Annotated in this window: 15 protein-coding genes; 7 read left to right on the forward strand and 8 right to left on the reverse strand. The window is 64.5% G+C overall.

All coding sequences use genetic code 11. The features are described 5' to 3' along the window. From RAD10_RS20410 to RAD10_RS20445, 8 genes are all read right to left on the reverse strand, one after another. Positions 1-951: an AEC family transporter gene (locus tag RAD10_RS20410; RefSeq protein ID WP_461618971.1), complete on the reverse strand. Its 951-nt coding sequence runs from the start codon at positions 949-951 to the stop codon at positions 1-3. After that, entirely contained in the window at positions 948-1,823 is an 876-nt protein-coding gene (gene mdcB, locus RAD10_RS20415; RefSeq protein WP_461618972.1) for a triphosphoribosyl-dephospho-CoA synthase MdcB, read from the reverse strand. Before mdcB ends, RAD10_RS20410 begins: the two co-directional genes overlap by 4 nt. Continuing rightward, the gene (gene mdcG, locus RAD10_RS20420; protein WP_461618973.1) at positions 1,820-2,500 is read right to left on the reverse strand and encodes a malonate decarboxylase holo-[acyl-carrier-protein] synthase; all 681 of its coding nucleotides are present in this window, start codon (positions 2,498-2,500) and stop codon (positions 1,820-1,822) included. Before mdcG ends, mdcB begins: the two co-directional genes overlap by 4 nt. Then, positions 2,475-3,197: a biotin-independent malonate decarboxylase subunit gamma gene (mdcE, locus tag RAD10_RS20425; RefSeq protein WP_461618974.1), complete on the reverse strand. Its 723-nt coding sequence runs from the start codon at positions 3,195-3,197 to the stop codon at positions 2,475-2,477. Before mdcE ends, mdcG begins: the two co-directional genes overlap by 26 nt. Next, positions 3,184-4,122, reverse strand: a complete 939-nt coding sequence (locus RAD10_RS20430; RefSeq protein WP_461618975.1) for a biotin-independent malonate decarboxylase subunit beta — start codon at positions 4,120-4,122, stop codon at positions 3,184-3,186. The genes mdcE and RAD10_RS20430 overlap by 14 nt, the downstream gene beginning before the upstream one ends. Continuing rightward, positions 4,119-4,436 (reverse strand): malonate decarboxylase acyl carrier protein, encoded by a 318-nt coding sequence (gene mdcC, locus RAD10_RS20435; RefSeq protein ID WP_461618976.1) that lies wholly within the window; start codon positions 4,434-4,436, stop codon positions 4,119-4,121. The genes RAD10_RS20430 and mdcC overlap by 4 nt, the downstream gene beginning before the upstream one ends. An 8-nt stretch (positions 4,437-4,444) precedes the next feature. Beyond that, positions 4,445-6,091, reverse strand: a complete 1,647-nt coding sequence (gene mdcA / locus RAD10_RS20440) for a malonate decarboxylase subunit alpha (RefSeq protein WP_461618977.1) — start codon at positions 6,089-6,091, stop codon at positions 4,445-4,447. Between the two features lie 202 nt (positions 6,092-6,293). Continuing rightward, complete coding sequence (locus RAD10_RS20445) at positions 6,294-7,079, reverse strand: alpha/beta hydrolase (protein ID WP_461618978.1); 786 nt, start codon at positions 7,077-7,079, stop codon at positions 6,294-6,296. Positions 7,080-7,257: 178 nt separating this feature from the next. On the opposite strand from RAD10_RS20445, the gene RAD10_RS20450 reads away from it, so the two are divergent. The 7 genes from RAD10_RS20450 to RAD10_RS20480 all read left to right on the forward strand — a co-directional run bounded on the left by RAD10_RS20450 (position 7,258) and on the right by RAD10_RS20480 (position 15,531). Then, a complete protein-coding gene (locus RAD10_RS20450; protein ID WP_461618979.1) occupies positions 7,258-8,037 on the forward strand; it encodes an SDR family NAD(P)-dependent oxidoreductase in 780 nt (259 codons plus the stop codon). A 138-nt stretch (positions 8,038-8,175) separates the two neighbouring features. Beyond that, positions 8,176-8,535 (forward strand): hypothetical protein, encoded by a 360-nt coding sequence (locus tag RAD10_RS20455; RefSeq protein WP_461618980.1) that lies wholly within the window; start codon positions 8,176-8,178, stop codon positions 8,533-8,535. A gap of 117 nt (positions 8,536-8,652) precedes the next feature. Next, entirely contained in the window at positions 8,653-9,192 is a 540-nt protein-coding gene (locus tag RAD10_RS20460) for a hypothetical protein (protein ID WP_461618981.1), read from the forward strand. Positions 9,193-9,210: 18 nt separating this feature from the next. Continuing rightward, positions 9,211-10,383, forward strand: coding sequence for an efflux RND transporter periplasmic adaptor subunit (locus RAD10_RS20465; protein ID WP_461618982.1), 1,173 nt, complete (start codon positions 9,211-9,213; stop codon positions 10,381-10,383). Then, on the forward strand, positions 10,380-13,523 hold the full coding sequence (locus RAD10_RS20470; RefSeq protein WP_461618983.1) for an efflux RND transporter permease subunit: 3,144 nt from the start codon (positions 10,380-10,382) through the stop codon (positions 13,521-13,523). The genes RAD10_RS20465 and RAD10_RS20470 overlap by 4 nt, the downstream gene beginning before the upstream one ends. Beyond that, the gene (locus RAD10_RS20475; protein ID WP_461618984.1) at positions 13,510-13,926 is read left to right on the forward strand and encodes a thioesterase family protein; all 417 of its coding nucleotides are present in this window, start codon (positions 13,510-13,512) and stop codon (positions 13,924-13,926) included. Before RAD10_RS20470 ends, RAD10_RS20475 begins: the two co-directional genes overlap by 14 nt. Positions 13,927-14,187: 261 nt before the next feature. Beyond that, positions 14,188-15,531, forward strand: coding sequence for a sensor histidine kinase (locus RAD10_RS20480; RefSeq protein ID WP_461619184.1), 1,344 nt, complete (start codon positions 14,188-14,190; stop codon positions 15,529-15,531). Positions 15,532-15,569: the final 38 nt, after the last annotated feature.

Here is a 15,569-nt window from a genome sequence, read left to right on the forward strand (position 1 = left end):
CTAGTTTGGAAACAGCATTGCGATCGCAACCGCCAGGGTCACGACGCTGAATCCGGTGCTCGCGATGACCATGGAGCCCACCGTTGCCGAATCCAGCCGGTAGTTCACGGCGAACAGGATGCCGAAGAAGCCCGAGGGTACCGCGGCAAGCAGAATGGCCGTCTTCGCGGTATCGGGTGCAATCGGAACCACGTGAATGACTGCCGCGGCGAGCAGCGGCCGGACGATGTTCGAGGCGATGGTTGCGACGACGATCCTCCAATCCAGCCGGAAGGACTGCGCCGACAGGATAGCTCCGGTGAGGAAGAGGGCTACACCAGCGGCCGCATTCCCGATCAGCGCGAGGCACGCATGGGCAAGCGCATCCAGATTCAAATCCGACAACGACAGCAGGATACCGAGCGCGGGCGCCAGCACGACCGGCTTGGTGACGGCGCGCCAAACCGCCGTGACGACTTGTCGTGCGGACATTTCGGCACCGCGTGCCTTGACCGCCTCCATTTCAGCCACGATCAGGGTCAGCGGACTGATCAGGATCGATCCGGTCGCCAATGCGACGGCAACCGGGACGGTGCCAGCAGGCCCCACGACCGATGCCACGATTGGAAGGCCGACTCCGGCCAGATTCGGAAAGCCGATCGTCAGCGCCTGGAGCGACGCGTCGGACCGCGAGACCGAGGAGAATCTGCGCGCGGCAAAGTACCAGGCGACATAGAGCAGCAGCATCGTAACGCCGAGCGCCACGCAGAGCGGAATTTGGTCGATCATCTCGTGGCGCGACGCCGAAGCTGTCGCCGCGAACAGCGAGGCCGGCAGCGCGAAATCCATCACCAGCGCATTGAGAGCGTCGACGTGAAGATTGTCGACGATATGAAACCTGCCGGCAGCGTATCCCAACAACAGGACGAAGAAGACGGGCACCAGGGCCATCAGGATTGCGTTGGACATCATCGGCCCGTTCGCTCATGGGCGTCGACGAAAAGCGTCATGGCAAGAAGGTCGGCTGATCCGCCCGGGCTGAGACGACGGGCGACGAAGTCTTCATGGATCGACCGCGCCCGCGCACGCCAGCCGTCCGCGCGCACGCCGCCGGCATCGATGAATCGACGCGCCGCGCGATGCGCGAAACGGAGGCCATCAAGTCCGCCGCGATGCAGCAGATTGGTGTCCTCGACGACTGCGATCAGCGCGAAGCACGCTTCGACGCGAGCGGATTCCACATCGTCTGGCGCAGCGCGCCTCCGCAAGGCTGGCAGGCCGATACGGTAGACGCTGGGGAAGCCCTGCGCGGCCTCGATACGGGCGCCGCCAGCGTGAAAGCGGCGGCGGACGGCACTGCCATGGCTGTGCAGCAGCACCGGACCGTCGAGGATGCTGCTGCCCCAGAGGCGCGCAACGACATGGCCGAGCGGCAATGCCGGATCGACCAGCCCGCCGGCCTTCGCACCGGCCGCCGCGCACAACAGGCCGAGACCGAAGATCGCGCCGCGATGCGTGTTGACGCCGGAGGTCGCCGCGAGCATCGCCCGCTCGGCTTCAAGGCCGATGATCCGCAGCCGTCCCATGCCGCAACCAAGCGCGCCCGCATCGGCGAGGCGTTGAAAATGAGGCCTGATGGCCGCAGCGCTGCGGCGAAACGTGTCCACATCCATGTCGTCGTGACTGCCATTGTCGACATGGCTCACGAGACCCGGCTTCGGCCAGGTTTCCAGCTCCAGGACAAGGCAGTCGGCGGCGACGTCGCCGATTGCGGAGGCATCGGACGCAATTCCCGTCCGGCGTGGAGCGAGCGGTTCAGCGCTCCGCAAGGCCGCGGTGATCATGATCGCGTCACTCCCGAAATGAAGTCGCCCCTGTCGAGCAAAGTGACGCCCTCGAGGCTCTTGACCAGAATCTCGCTCGCGCCCGCCTGGAATTCGCGCCAGTTCACCGCGGCACCCTCGGCGCGCATCAGCTCGCCATCGAGCCGCATTGGCGCTTGGCTCTCGATCGCAGCCAGATCGGCGACGAGACGATCCAGATCCGTTTCGGGGCTGGTCTCGAGCAGGAGGTCGAGATCCGAGCCCACGGTGACGTAGTCGAGCCCGGTCAGCGTCTCCCATGCCAGGCTACCGAACACGCGCGCGTGCGCCGAATGGCGAAGCGCGAGCTCGTCGAGCTGGTCGAGGGTCATCCGCCAGTGCGGTGGTGCGGACGCACGCGCTTTCTTCAGCGAAGGCGGCCGCGCAACCGCGAAGATGTCGTCGAGGCCGGCGAGAAAAGAGAGCCGTTTCTTTCCAGCAGAGGGCGGCAACGGGAGCCCCAGCGCGAGGCCAGCTGCCTCGCACGGCAGGGCGCGCCGCCTGATCGTCGGCCATCCCAGCTCCGCCCAGTGCGCAACAAGAGGATCGCACCCAAGATCGCCATGCAGATCGAGCATCGCGCGCCAGCCGTCCGGGCTGACGAAGACGAGATCGTGACGGCCGGCCGGCCGTTCACCGGGTTTGCAGGGCGAGGTCACGAACGCGCTCCGCGATATCGGCGGCCTTCACCCGGCCACCACGCTCCTTGCCGAGCGCATCCCGCTTATCCTGGACGGCCGGCATGTCGGCCAGCAGTGCCTCCATCTGGCCAGCAAGCGAGACCGCACTGCTCCATGTCATGTGAACCGCGCCCATTCGGGCAAGATTGGACAGACCCGGGGCAAACACCGGCGTCGATTTCGCCTTCTCCTCCAGCGCCTCCATCGACAGCTTGGTGACCTTCGCCATCGACGGCAGGTCCATCACGGCGGGGGCGGCGCCGGGCAATCCGACCAGCACACGGGTTGCAAGGCCCGTGGCAAGCAGAGCGCCCGCAGCCGAGTGACCATAGAGCAGGCCAATGGTCGCGCGGCCGTTCATGTCCGCATGGATCAGCACCTTGGCGAGATGCGCCAGGAATTCGTTCAGCCCGAGCAGCTCGTCACGCTTGCTCATGCGCTGACTGTCACTGTCGACGAGAACCAGGATGGGCCCAGTATCCCGGCCGAGGGACTCCAGCACATATCCGGAGAGTCGGATGGCCTCGTCGACACCGAGCGCCGTTCGATCCGCGATACCGACGACGAGCATCCCGGTGCCGGAGCGCAGCACGGCCGAGCCGAGAACGACGCCTTCGTCGTTTCTGACGTCATGGCCGTCCGGGAAAAGCGATGCGAGAACATCATCGAGCGTCACGGCTGGTCCTCCCGATCCTGTTGGCGAGTGCGATGAACAGGTCAGCCGACAGCTCCGGGACCCTCTCCGCGTGTGCGATGCTTTCCGCCGTCCAGATGTCGACGGCGTCCTCGCAGGCGCCGAAGCTACGCAACCTGTCGGCAAGCCGCGCCTGCTCCGCCTTGAGGCGGTCGGGCCCGAAAGGCCCAACGAGGCTGAGTAGCTCGAGCGCAGCCTCGCGGAAATCCTGGACGGTGTCATCGGCAAAGACGTCGGCGGCGCCGAGCAGCCGGCGATGCTTGCCTCCCATTGTCCGCCACACCAAAGCGCGATCGCGGGAGTCGAACTCCTCGACGCCGCGATTGGTCTCGATGACCTCCGGGCCCGAGACCGCGATACGCCCGGGCTCCGAGACGGCGAGCGCGGAACAGCAGCCCGCGATCAGGCCGCCCCCGCCATAGCATCCTGAGCGCCCTCCGATCAGACCAATGACCTTCGCACCCGCGATGCGCGCCTCCATCACCGCCCGCATGATCTCGGCGATGGCGAGTTCGCCGGCATTGGCCTCCTGCAACCGGACGCCGCCGGTATCGAACAGGATCAGCACCGGGATCGATCCGATCTCGCGTGCGGCGCGGAGCAACCCCGTCAGCTTGGCGCCGTGCACCTCGCCGAAGGCGCCACCCATGAAGCGTCCTTCCTGCGCGGCAACGAACACGCGCGAGCCATCGAGGCGGCCGTGACCAACGACGATACCGTCGTCGAACTGCTCGGGAAGGTCGAATATCCTCAAATGCGGACTGACCTCACGCTGTTCCGGTCCGATGAATTCGACGAAGCTATCGGCATCGAGCAGCAACTCCAGCCGCGTGCGGGCCGATGCCTCGTTGAAGCTGGTGCTGCGGGCCCGTTCGGCCGGGATGATGTCCTTGAGCGGCGCAGTCATTGGCCATTCCCCTCGATCAACCGGACCGCCTGCGCCATGCGAAGCGAAACCGTGTCAGGACGCGCGCCACCATCATTGATGGAGAATTTCAGTCCGCCGGGCGAATAGCGCTCTACGAAATCGCCAATCACAGCGCTCCAGACCTCGCCGAAGCCGACCGCCGCGGTCTTGATCTCCAGGGCGCAATCCGCGTCCGGCAGGGTGCGCTCCACCAGCACTTCCAGATTGCCCGAAGCGACCACGCCGACGATCGCGTTCTGCCTGGTGCCGCCGGCACGCGCGCGTGCGCGGTGTTGAAAATTGAGATCTTCCATGACCGTCCTCACCAGTTCCTGAATTTCGACGGCGGCGAATAGAGCCCGCCCGACCAACGCACGAGATCCTTGATCGAGCGCGCCGCCAGCAGGCTGCGATCGGCATCGAGCGGATTGATGCCGAGATCCTCGGGACGGCGGATCACGCCGCGTTCGCGCAGGCGCGCGACCATGTTGCGATTGCGCCGGCGACCGACATCGGTGTAGCCCGCGACGCCGCGAATGGCCTGCTCGCGCTCCTGCGGGGTGCGGCACAACAACAGGTTCGCCACGCCTTCCTCGGTCACGATGTGCGTGACGTCGTCGCCATAGATCATGACCGGCGCGAGCTCGAGCTTCAGCTTTTCCGCAAGCTCGATCGCCTCGAGCTTCTCGACGAACAACGGCACGTTCTTGTCGCCGAAGGTCTCGCCGATCTGCACCACCAGCTTGCGGCCGCGGCGCAGCGGGGCCGGACTGTCGGGATCGGCCTCCGCTCCAGCCTTCAGCCAGGGCTCGCTCGGATGACGCCGCCCGCGGGCGTCCGCCCCCATGTTCGGGGCCCCGCCGAATCCCGCGATGCGCGAAGTGGTGACGGTCGACGAATTTCCTTGCAGGTCGATCTGCAGTGTCGAGCCGATGAACATGTCGCAGGCATAGAGTCCGGCCGTCTGGCAAAGTGCCCGGTTCGAGCGCAGTGAGCCGTCGGGACCGGTGAAGTACACGTCGGATCTGGCACGGATGTATTCATCCATGCCGACCTCCGAGCCGAAGGAATGGATCTGCCGGACCCAACCGGACTCGATCGCCGGAATGAGCGCGGGATGTGGGTTCAGTGCGAAATGGGTTGCGATCAAGCCCTTCAGCCCGAGCCGTTCGCCGAAGGTCGGCAGCAGGAGTTCGATGGCGGCCGTGCTGAAGCCGATACCGTGATTAAGCCGCTGCACGCCATAGGGCGCATAGATGCCCTTGATTGCCAGCATCGCGGTCAGGATCTGTCCCTCGGTGATCGCAGCCGGATCGCGCGTGAACAAGGGCTCGACGAAGAATGGCTTGTCGGACTCGACAATGAAATGGACGCGGTCGGCCGGGATATCGACCCGCGGAACTTTCTCGACGATCTCGTTGACCTGGGCGATCACGACACCGTCCTTGAATGCCGTCGCCTCCACCACGGTGGGCGTGTCCTCGGTATTCGGACCGGTGTAGAGATTTCCCTCGCGGTCCGCACTGACGGCGGCGATCAGCGCCACGTGCGGCGTTAAATCGATGAAGTAGCGGGCGAACAGTTCGAGATAGGTATGGACCGCTCCCAGCTCGATCTTGCCGCCGAACAGCATGCGCGCGATACGCGCCGACTGCGGCCCGGAATAGGCATAGTCGAGCCGCTTGGCGACCCCGCGGTCGAACAGGTCCAGATGTTCGGGAAGGACAACACCCGACTGCACCATGTGCAGATCCTTGACCCTGGAGAGATCAACGGCGAGCAGCGCGCGGCTGAGCAGATCGGCCTGCTTCTGGTTGTCGCCTTCCAGGCACACCCGGTCACCAGGCCTGATCACCGCCTCCAAGAGGCGCGTAGCGTCCCTCGCCTCGACGATCTTCCCGCGTGCGAGTCCTGCACCGGCCGCAATGCGGGCATCGCGCGCGGCCCGGCCCGTTTGCCAGCTCGTCATGACTTTCGCTCCTTCGCGGCGCTCGATCCGCGCCGCGGCGTCCGCGGATTGCCGTGCCTCGGATGGAGTCACGACGGCCGTCGTCTTCTCGATCACGACTCATGGAAATCTCCGCATTGGGTGGTCAGGTCGGCGGGAGTGCTGTCTCTCCCGCCGCCCTTCCTTCCGCCGGCCGTGCGTCAGGACCGGCAAGAAAACGTCGTCAGCGCGTAGCCGGCTGCTGGAGGCTGCGTGCGGCGCGGGTGATGACGGCCGCCACTTCCTTCGGATGCGACTCGTAGACCGAATGGCTGGCACCGGGGATCACGGTGATCTGGCTCTTGGCGCGCTCGTAGTACCAGCGCTCGAGATCCGGATTGATGATCTGGTCGCTACCGGCCACGACGCCCCAGCTCGGCTTGGTCTTCCACGCGGCCGCCGTCAGCGGTGTGCTGAACACCTGCGTCGCCGCCAGGACCTGGGAGCGCGCCACGAACTCGGCTCGCTCGCGCGGCAGGTCGGGCGCGAATAATTTCGGGAACTGCACGGGATCGAGATAGGTGAATTTGTCGGGGGTGACCTTGATGACGCCCTCGGTCTTTCCGAGTACGCTCGGCGTCTTCTTGCCCAGCGCGGATTCATCTTCGCCGACGTCAGGCGCGTGCGCGGCGACATAGACGAGACCGACGACGTTGGGATGGACTCCGGCTTCGGTGATGATCGAACCGCCGTAGCTGTGGCCAACGAGGAGCGTCGGGCCGTCCTGAAGATCGAGTACCCGCTTGGCCGCCGTGACGTCATCGGCGAATGAGGTCTCGGGCTCCTGCACCATCGTGACGCGGAAGCCTTCCTTGGTCAGAATCTCGTAAACAGGCTTCCAGCCGGACGCATCCACCCAGGCGCCGTGCACGAGAACGATGTTCTTCGGTGGTTCGGCGCGTGCCGGGACAACGGTCGAGAATAGCGAAAGGGCAGCTGCGAAGGCGAGGCAGGCGTTGAGAGGTTTCATGTCGGGATCACTCCGGGTTGGAATGAGACGACACTAATTTCGATGCTTGCCTGCGTATTTCCTCAAACAACGCGCTCTTGCCACTTCGCACGCCAGGACGCGCCCCTAACCGGGAACGCCCCTCGCACGCCCCTCGAGCGCGACCTAAGTGAGCCACGCATTTGGAGGGAGACACACCATGCGTGCAGATATTCACGATATCGGGAAGACCAGAATTGCCATCGTGACCGGCGGCAGCCGGGGATTGGGCCGAAGCACCGCCCTGAGCCTCGCCCGTCGCGGCATCGATGTGATCATCACCTATCAGACGAGCCGCCTAGAGGCAGGCAAGGTCGTCGACGAGATCGTCGGTGTCGGTCGTCGGGCAATTGCCCTTCAGTTGGATGTCGGCCGAGCGGCCTCGTTCGGCGACTTCGCACGAGAGGTCCAACAGGCGCTCGAACAGTTCGGAACCGACCGGATCGACTACCTGATCAACAATGCCGGCACCTCGCATCACGGCACTTTCGACGGAGCCACCGAGGATGAGCTGGATGCACTCTACAACGTCCACTTCAAGGGTGTCTTCCTGTTGACCCAGAAACTGCTGCCGCTCATCAGGGATGGCGGACGGATCGTCAACGTCTCGACGGGTCTCACGCGCATCGTGATACCAGGCAGCGCCGCCTACGCGTCGATGAAGGGCGCGGTCGAGGTGCTGACGCGCTATATGGCGAAAGAGCTGGGACCACGCCGCATCGCCGTCAATGTCGTGGCTCCGGGCGCGATCACCACCGACTTCAGCGGCGGCATGGTCCGCGACAATCCTGACATCAACAAGCGCGTGGCGGACATGACGGCGCTGGGACGCGCCGGCGTGCCCGACGACATCGGCCCGATGATTGCTTCGCTGCTGTCCGAGGACAACCGCTGGGTCAATGCCCAGCGCATCGAGGTTTCCGGCGGCATGTCGATCTAGGCACCGTCCGATACCGCGACCGCTTCGCACCATGCAAAGGCGAAGCGGTCGACGTTCATACGCGAAAGACGGCTGGTATCAATTCTGTCACTCAAGAGCCTCCCACTTTCGATCGGCGATCGCATAAAGGACCGGCAAATGACGACATCAACCTCACTCATCCGGATCGGAATCGTCGTTTCCGTCCTGCTTCATGCGACATCCCCGGCCCATGCGGCGTCCTGCGAACGTTCGATCGCGCGGGTGCAGGCCCAGCTTGATGCAGCCATCGAGAAGAACGCCGGCGCCGATGGCTGGGCCCCCGAAAGCCTCAGTGCGCTGCGCGGCCACCAACCGACACCCCGATCTCTGGCGCAGGCCGAAGGATCCAGCGGCGTGCACCTTCAGGTCGCGCTCGATGCACTCGATCGCGCGCGTGCCGCGGATCGCTCCGGCTACATCACCACGTGCCGCCGGCAGCTTTTTCGGGCAAAGCTGATCCTTCAGAAGGCCCAGTGATCCCGGCAAGGATGGGTCTGGATCGTGCGGCCAGACAGCGGGACGTGCATTCAGGGAATACCGGTGCATCCGCCGCTCACTATCCTCCGGTGCAGATGAAAGTATCCGGAGCTCATCATGCGAGAACAGCTCTCGTCGGGCGGCGGTCACACAAACCGCACCAGATCGCGTCGTTTCCGATCGGTGTGTCCGAGCGCGGTGTTGATAGCCGGCATCCTATGGTTCGCCGTGGCGGCCGCGGTGGCGCAAACGGCCTTGCCGGGAGTGCAACCTTCCCCCGGCATGGGCGCGACCTCGCCGTTGAATCCGGCATCGAGTCGGCCTGAAGGCATTCCGCTGGGCTCAACCGAAATTGCAACGCCCGGTGTGTCCCCGCTCAATCCCCTGCAAGGCAGGACGAACTGCGCCGGCTCCGGCAATGCCGGATCATCCGGCGCCCTCTTTGACGGCGGCGGACTGTCCGGCGGCTCATCGACGACTTGCACGAGCGGGGCGACACCTCCGTCCGCTCTGCCCTCACCATCATCAGTCGGACGCGTCGGCATTCCGCTCGGCTCGACCGAGCTCGGCAGCGCCGGAATCAGCCCGTCTGTGCCGGTGCCCGGCCCGACCCCGCTCGGCAGCGCAGGGGCCGCCAACGGCTTCGGCAATCCCTGACTCATCGAGGACCACACCGTGAAACGAAACCTCACCATCGCCCTGCTCGCTCTCGCCGCGATCCTCGTCGGAGCGGGCTTCTGGTTTTTCGCCACGGACCGGCAGCCGGTCGTCGCCGCCGCGCCCGTGCCCGCCGCCGTGCCGGTGGTTGCGGCCACCGTCACGGGCAAGGATGTTCCGATGTATCTGCGCGGCATCGGCACGGTGATCGCCTACAACACCGATGTCGTGCGCAGCCAGATTCAGGGCCAGATCGTCAAGATCGCCTTTACCGAGGGACAGACGGTCAAGGCCGGGGATCTGCTCGCCCAGATCGATCCACGTCCCTACCAGGCTCAGATCGAGCAGCTCACCGCCAATCGCGACAGGGATCAGGCGCAGCTCGCAAATGCCGAGGCGAACCTCTCCCGCTACAATCAACTCGGCGACAAGGGCTATGCTACGCCGCAACTGATCGAGACGCAGACCGCGCAGGTCGCGCAGCTCAAGGCCGCCGTGAAGGCCGACCAGGCGCAGATCGATCAGGCCAACGTCCAGCTCAGCTACACGCGTCTGACGTCGGCCATTCCCGGTATCACGGGCGTCCGCCAGATCGATGTGGGCAACGTGATTCATCCGACCGATCCGAACGGTCTCGTCGTCGTCACCCAGATCGAGCCCATCTCGCTACTGTTCACCCTGCCGCAGACGGATCTAACTGCAATCCAGGAGCACGCCGCAAAGGGAACGCTGAAGGTCATCGCCTACAGTCAGGACAACAAGATGAAGCTCGACGAAGGCACGCTGCTGCTCGTCAACAACGAGATCGCGGGGACCACGGGCACCGTCCAGCTCAAGGCGGAATTCCCCAACCACGAGCACCGGCTGTGGCCGGGACAGCTGGTGAACGCGCGCCTGTTGCTGGAAACGCGCAAAGATGCCCTGACGGTGGCTGGATCGGCAGTTCAGCAAGGTCCGAACGGCAGCTACGTCTACGTCGTGTCTGCCGATCAGACTGCCGCCTTGCGGCCTGTTCACGTCGTCGAGATCAGCGACGGGCAGGCTCTGATCGACCAAGGCCTGAAATCGGGCGACGTCGTCGTGGTCGATGGCCAGTATCGGCTGACGGAAGGAAGCCGCGTCAGAGAGCTGCACGGCAAGGCGGCGCGCGAAGCTGATCTGCAAAGCGCCGTGCAGGACGCGCTCCCATGAACCTCTCCGCGCCCTTCATCCTGCGACCGATCGCGACAGCTCTGCTGATGGCAGGCCTGTTGCTGCTCGGCCTTGCGGCCTATCCGCTGTTGCCGGTCGGGGCCCTGCCGAACGTCAATTACCCGACGATCCAGATCTCGGCGCAACTGCCCGGCGCCGATCCGGGCACTATCGCATCGTCCCTGGCCACACCGCTCGAACAGCAGCTCAGCCAGATTCCCGGCATCACCCAGCTCACCTCGTCCAGCGCGCTAGGCGTGGTACAGCTCACAGTGCAGTTCGAGCTGTCGCGCACGGTGGACAGCGCCGCGGTCGACGTGCTGGCAGCGATCAACGCCGCCAGCCCCTTTCTGCCGCCCAACATCCCCTACCCGCCGACGATCCGAAAGGTGAATCCCGCGGAGACGCCGATCATGCTGATCGCGCTGACGTCGGATTCGCTGCCGCTGACCACGGTGGACGCCTACGCGGAAAACATCCTGCTGCCGAAGATCTCGCAAGTGCCCGGCGTGGGTCTCGTCGGAATCGGTGGCCAGCAGAAGCCCGCGATCCGCGTCCGCGTCAATCCGCAGGCGCTTGCCGCCCGCGGCATCGGCCTCGAAGACGTCCGCAGTGTGATCGCCGGCGCCAATGTCGACCTGCCGAAGGGCACGCTCAACAGCCCGCGCGTCACCTACACGCTGAACACCAACGATCAGCTCCTGAAACCATCGGCCTATGAGGACCTCATCATCGCCTATCGCAACGGCTCGCCGGTGCGCATACGCGATATCGGCACGGCGATCGAGGCCCCCGAAAACGACCTTCTCGCCGGCTGGTACGGCAAGGAGCCCGCGATCATTCTCGCGGTCCAGCGCGTCCCCGGCGCCAATGTGATCGAGACGGTCGACCGCATCAAGAAACTGCTACCGACGCTGCAGGCTTCCGTACCGCCGGCCATCAAGGTGACGATCGCAGCGGATCGCACCGCCACCATTCGCGCCGCGGTGTCCGACGTCCAGTTCACATTGATGCTGACGGTCGCATTGGTGGTGATGGTCATCTTCCTGTTCCTGCGGAATTTCTGGGCTACCCTCATCCCGGCGATCACGGTTCCGCTGGCGCTGATCGGCACGTTCGCGGTCCTCTACGTGCTCGGCTACAGCCTCGACAACCTCTCGCTGATGGCACTGTCGATCGCGGTCGGGTTCGTGGTCGACGATGCCGTGGTGGTCATCGAGAACATCGTACGTCATCTCGAGCAGGGCATGACGCCGATGGACGCGGCGCTCAAGGGCTCCAGCGAGATCGGCTTCACCATCGTCTCCATCACCCTGTCGCTGATCGCGGTCTTCATTCCGTTGTTCCTGATGGGCGGGTATGTCGGAAAGCTGTTCCAGGAATTCGCGGTCACGATCACCGCCTCGCTGCTGCTGTCGCTGGTGATCTCGCTCACCCTGACACCGATGATGTGCGCGCGACTCCTGAAAGATCAGTCGAGGAAAAAGCACGGCCGGCTTTATCTGCTGCTCGAGCGCGGCTTCGATGCGTTGCTTGCGCTTTACGCGCGGGGCCTGCGCGTCGTGCTGCGCCATCGCTTCGTGACGCTGCTCGTGATGCTCTCGACGATCGCGCTGACCGGCTATCTCTACGTGATCATCCCGAAAGGCTTCTTCCCGCAGCAGGACACCGGGCAGATCGTCGGTATCACCGAGGCTGCCCAGGACATCTCCTTCCCCGCGATGTCCGAACGTCAGCAGGCGATTGTCGACATTCTCTCGAAGGACCCGGCGATCCAGTCGGTGGCGAGCTATATCGGTCCGGGCGGACCGACGGCAACACTCAACCAGGGACGCATCTTCATCGTCCTGAAACCCAAGCCCGAACGCAAGGCAAGCGCCGATCAGGTGATCGAGCGCCTCGGGCCCCGGCTCGCCCACATCCAGGGTATCAGGCTCTACATGCAGGCGGCGCAGGATATCACCATCGGCGCCCGCCTGTCGAAGACGCAGTATCAATACACCCTGACGGACGCCGATTCCGACGAGCTCACCCACTGGTCGGCGATCTTCCTGGAGAGGCTCCGTGCGCTCGACGTCATCACCGACGTCGCGAGCGACCAGGCCAATGCCGGTCCGAGGCTCGAGGTCACCGTCAATCGGGAAGTCGCCTCCAGCTTCGGTATCCTGCCGACGACGATCGACAACGCTCTCGACGACGCTTTCGGCCAGCGCATCGTCTCCACCATGTTCACCTCGCTGAACCAATATCACGTCGTCATGGAGGTCGATCCACGCTTCCAGTACGGACCGGAGGCGCTCAAGGACATCTACCTGAACTCGGCTACCGGCCAGCAGGTCCCCCTGAGCACGCTGGTCCACGCCGTCATCAAGCCCGCGCCCATCCTGATCAATCACCAGAGCCTGTTTCCCTCGGTCACGATCTCGTTCAACCTGCGGCCCGGCGCTGCGCTCGGCGATGCGGTGACCGCGATCCAGAAGATCGAGAAGGACACCGGCAAGCCCGCCTCGCTGTCGACCTCGTTCCAGGGCAATGCGCAGGCGTTCCAGTCTTCGCTGTCGGGCACGCCGCTATTGATCGGCGCGGCGCTGATCGTGATCTACATCATTCTTGGCGTGCTCTATGAGAGCCTGATCCATCCGATCACGATCCTGTCGACACTCCCTTCGGCCGGCATCGGCGCGCTGCTGCTGCTACTCGCGGTGCACATGGATCTCAGCGTCATCGCCATCATCGGGATCATCCTGCTGATCGGCATCGTCAAGAAGAACGGCATCATGCTGGTCGATTTCGCCCTCGAGGTGGAGCGCGAGCACGGGCTGAGCCCTGAGGAGGCGATCTACCAGGCCTGCACGCTCCGTTTCCGCCCGATCCTGATGACGACGATGGCGGCGCTGCTCGGCGGCGTGCCCCTGATGCTCGGCACGGGTACCGGCGCGGAGTTGCGCCAGCCGCTCGGCTACACCATCGTCGGCGGCCTGATGCTCTCGCAAATCCTGACGCTCTACACCACGCCCGTGGTCTATCTCTATCTTGACAAGCTCGGCAACTGGTTCACCGGATCCAAGCCGCGTGCGGCCGAAACACCGAGCCCTTCCCCGACCGACGCAGATACAGGATTGAGCCATGAGTCCGCTTGACGAGGTGGCCACCGGCATGACGGCGGAAAAGCTGGTGACCGTCACCCCCGAGATGACTGTCGGCCATGTCGTGGCCGGCATGCCGGCAGTGTACGGCACGCCGACGATGATCCTGCACATGGAGATGGCCGCGGGATCTGCGATCCAGCCGTTTCTGCCGGCCGGGCATGTCAGCGTCGGGATGATGGTCAGCATCCGTCATCTGGCGGCAACGCCCATCGGCCGGAAGGTGCGCGCGGTGGCGCGGGTCGTCACGGTCGAGACCAAGAGCGTCGTGTTCGAGGTCGAGGCCTGGGACGGCGATCGCAAGATTGGCGACGGCACTCACCGGCGCGGCATCGTCAACGTCGCCGAATTCGAGCAGCGGTTCGGCGTGGCGCGGCCGGCGGTCGCGATGACGTAGAGTTCCAGCCAGAGACCATTGCGACTGGCTAGAGCCCGTCAAATCTCAGCTCCGATCGCGACGTCGTGCGTTTTCGCAAAGCGCCTGCGAAGATGCAAAGACGTCTGTTCCGTACGGCGGTAAATCTTAGGGATGACGTCTGAATGCCCGGACCGCTCCCAACCCGTACAGCCCCGGCGAGGATGGCGCCGCCTGCTGCCGATCCACACCAAACAGGATCGCGCTCTCCTTTGTGCCCTGGGCACCCTTGCCTTGACCCTGGTGTCGTTCGCCTGCTCTCTGCTCGGATACAATGTCACCGCAGTCGCTTTTGCCGCTTTTCTGGCTGCTTCGCTGACATTCGTCGGCGCGGCCATAGGTATCTCCGCCCAGAAGAAGGCCCATGCCGAGTTGGCGCGGAGCGAGCAGCGCTACCGCCATCTGTTCAGCCGCATGCCGATCGCGCTCCGCCAGCTCGACGGCAGTAGGCTGGTGGTGCTGTTCCGAAAATTGCGGGCCGAAGGAGTCAAAGATCTCGGCGCCTATTTCGACAACCATCCGAATTTTCTCCAGACCTGCATGGACGCACTCTCGTTTCAGGAGGCCAATGACCGCGCCGTTCAGATGTTCGGAGGCGGAGGTGCCAATGGTTATGCAGGACGTTCCATGGCCGACACCTGGAAGGAGCGTCCGGATACGTTCCGGCGAGCCATGGAGTCCCGATTTCGTGGTGAAACAAACTTCGAAGAAGAAACCAGGATGGTGACCTGGGACGACCGCGTCGTCGACGTCCTGTTCACGACGGCGCGCGTCGGCCCAATCAACGATCTCGAGATCAGTCTTGTCGGCACGATTGACATCTCGCAGCGCATTCGCGCCGAAGAGAGGCTTCGGCAGGTACAGGCGGAGTTCGCGCATGCAGCGCGCGTCTCGATGCTCGGTGAACTCACCGCTTCAATCGCCCACGAGGTAAACCAACCCCTGGCGGCCATCGCAACCAACGGCGCTGCGGGGTTGAGATGGCTGAGCAGGCCCGTCCCTGACCTCGTCGAGGTGCGTAGCGCAATCGAAAACATGATTGCCGATACCCGCCGCGCCGCGAACATCGTGGCGCGCGTTCACGGGATGGCGTCCCAGAAGGCGCCGGAGCCGGCACGTTTGACGGTCGACGACATCGTCCGGGAGGCACTTGTCTTTCTTCGACATGAGCTGGAATCCCATGCAGTGACGATCCTGCACCGGCCTGATCCGTCGGCCCCGCAGGCACTCGGTGACCGCACCCAGCTTCAGCAGGTTATCGTCAATCTGGCAATCAACGCCGTGCAGGCAATGACGCAGGCCGGACGCGACGATCGCCGCATCATCATCACCACGACGATGCAGGAGCCCAGCACCTTGTGCTGCTCCGTGGAGGACAATGGTCCCGGTATCGCCACCGAACATGTCGACCGCTTGTTTGATAGCTTCTTCACGACCAAGGAGAGCGGCATGGGCATGGGACTGCCCATTTGCCGATCGATCGTCGAGGCGCATGGAGGCCGGATCGGTGCCGAGAGCCATGGCTCGGAGGGCGGCGCTCGCTTCTGGTTTACGCTGCCGACCTCGACGGCCGCGCCTCCGTCGTAATCCGGTCTCCGTGCCGACGCGTAACCGCAGTCTGGCGG

This window comes from Bradyrhizobium sp. 23AC, from assembly GCF_054863025.1.

Excerpts from the sequence above, each read along its gene's own strand:
- RAD10_RS20410 (WP_461618971.1), bottom strand. The coding sequence starts at position 951 with ATGATGTCCAACGCAATCCTGATGGCCCTGGTGCCCGTCTTCTTCGTC.
- mdcC (WP_461618976.1), bottom strand. The coding sequence starts at position 4,436 with ATGGAAGATCTCAATTTTCAACACCGCGCACGCGCGCGTGCCGGCGGC.
- RAD10_RS20445 (WP_461618978.1), bottom strand. The coding sequence starts at position 7,079 with ATGAAACCTCTCAACGCCTGCCTCGCCTTCGCAGCTGCCCTTTCGCTA.
- RAD10_RS20460 (WP_461618981.1), top strand. The coding sequence starts at position 8,653 with ATGCGAGAACAGCTCTCGTCGGGCGGCGGTCACACAAACCGCACCAGA.
- RAD10_RS20450 (WP_461618979.1), top strand. The coding sequence starts at position 7,258 with ATGCGTGCAGATATTCACGATATCGGGAAGACCAGAATTGCCATCGTG.
- RAD10_RS20430 (WP_461618975.1), bottom strand. The coding sequence starts at position 4,122 with ATGACTGCGCCGCTCAAGGACATCATCCCGGCCGAACGGGCCCGCAGC.
- RAD10_RS20455 (WP_461618980.1), top strand. The coding sequence starts at position 8,176 with ATGACGACATCAACCTCACTCATCCGGATCGGAATCGTCGTTTCCGTC.
- RAD10_RS20470 (WP_461618983.1), top strand. The coding sequence starts at position 10,380 with ATGAACCTCTCCGCGCCCTTCATCCTGCGACCGATCGCGACAGCTCTG.
- mdcA (WP_461618977.1), bottom strand. The coding sequence starts at position 6,091 with ATGACGAGCTGGCAAACGGGCCGGGCCGCGCGCGATGCCCGCATTGCG.
- RAD10_RS20475 (WP_461618984.1), top strand. The coding sequence starts at position 13,510 with ATGAGTCCGCTTGACGAGGTGGCCACCGGCATGACGGCGGAAAAGCTG.
- mdcB (WP_461618972.1), bottom strand. The coding sequence starts at position 1,823 with ATGATCACCGCGGCCTTGCGGAGCGCTGAACCGCTCGCTCCACGCCGG.